Source organism: Streptomyces prasinopilosus, from assembly GCF_001419695.1.
Classification (GTDB): Bacteria; Actinomycetota; Actinomycetes; order Streptomycetales; family Streptomycetaceae; genus Streptomyces; species Streptomyces prasinopilosus.
Genome location: NZ_LIRG01000841.1, coordinates 1 through 1,600, shown reverse-complemented (window position 1 = coordinate 1,600; position 1,600 = coordinate 1). Strand labels below are relative to the sequence as shown.

The following is a 1,600-nucleotide window of genomic DNA, read 5'->3' as shown; positions in this document are numbered from 1 at the left end:
CCGCCTGGCCTGAGCGCGGCACGGTCCCGCGCCGGGGCCGCCGGACCGTGCCGCGCTCAGGCCAGGCGGATCACGTTCCAGGACAGCGGTTCCAGTACGGCCGAGAGGCGTCCGTCGTCCAGGGTCGTGCCCCCGGCCGCGTGCGGGGCGACCCGCTCGGGCTCGGCAAGGGTGTTGCGGGCGTCGGGGTCGGCGTCGGAGAGGACGCTGTGCTCGACGACGGAGGTGAGGGCGAGGCCGCCCAGCGCCACCTCCAGCGGCAGCGGCTCGGTGCGGCCGCGGTTGACGGCGAAGACGGTGACCGTGCCGTCCTCGGCGCGTACCGCGGTGGCGTGCAGCAGATCGGCCTCGCCGTACTTCTTCGTCCCGTACGTCGGTGAGTCCACGCGCACGTCGAGGACCTCGCCGCGGCCGTACTTCGAGGCCTGGGCGAACGGGAAGAACGTCGTCTGCCGCCAGGCCGGGCCGCCCGGCTCGGTCATGATGGGGGCGATCACGTTGACGAGCTGGGCGAGACAGGCCACGGTCACGCGGTCGGCGTGCCGGAGCAGCGCGATGAGCAGCGAGCCGAGGACGACGGCGTCGGTGACGCTGTAGCTGTCCTCCAGGATGCGGGGCGCCTCGGGCCAGTCGAGGGCGGCGACCTCGGCCTGCGACCTGGACATGTACCAGACGTTCCACTCGTCGAAGGAGAGGTCGATCCTCTTCTCGGACTTGAGGCGGGCGCCGACGTGGTCGCAGGTGGCGACCACGCTCTCGATGAAGGACTCCATGTCGACGGCGGAGGCGAGGAAGGAGTCGACGTCCGCGTCGTGCGGCTCGTAGTAGGCGTGCAGGGAGATGTGGTCGACGAGGTCGTACGTCTCCTTCAGGACCGTCGCCTCCCACTCGGCGAAGGTCTCCATCGACCGGCTGGAGGAGCCGCAGGCGACGAGCTCGACACCGGGGTCGATCTGCCGCATGGCGCGGGCGGTCTCGGCGGCGAGGCGGCCGTACTCCTCGGCGGTCTTGTGGCCGGTCTGCCAGGGGCCGTCCATCTCGTTGCCCAGGCACCACAGCCGGATGCCGAAGGGGTCCTTGTCGCCGTGCTCGGCGCGCAGGTCCGACAGCGCGGTGCCGGAGGGGTGGTTGGCGTACTCCTGGAGCTCCAGGGCCTCCGCGACGCCCCGGGTGCCGAGGTTGACGGCCATCATGGGCTCGGCCCGGGGACCGATCTTCCTGAGGAACGCGATGTACTCGGAGAGGCCGAAGCGGTTGGTCTCGGTCGAGCGCCAGGCGAGGTCGAGGCGGCGCGGGCGGTCCTGCACCGGGCCGACCGAGTCCTCCCACCTGTAGCCGGAGACGAAGTTGCCGCCGGGGTAGCGGACGGCGGTGACGCCGAGTTCCCTGACGAGGTCCAGGACGTCCTGGCGGAGGCCGTCCGCGTCCGCGGTGGGGTGGCCGGGTTCGAAGATGCCGGTGTACACGCAGCGGCCGAGGTGCTCCACGAACGAGCCGAAGAGGCGGGGGTTCACCTCACCTACGGTGAAGGCGGGGTCCAGGGTGAAACGGGCGGTTCGCAACATGGTCCTTCCGGGGGTCCTGGGGACGGGGGTTCGGG

General features: G+C 71.6%; 1 protein-coding gene. It reads right to left on the bottom strand.

What is annotated here, in order from left to right:
* Nucleotides 1-56: 56 nt before the first annotated feature.
* Nucleotides 57-1,562 carry an arabinosylfuranosidase ArfA gene (gene arfA, locus AOK18_RS27325; protein ID WP_074993737.1) on the bottom strand — a complete coding sequence of 502 codons (1,506 nt, stop codon included), beginning with the start codon at nt 1,560-1,562 and terminating at the stop codon, nt 57-59.
* Nucleotides 1,563-1,600: the final 38 nt, after the last annotated feature.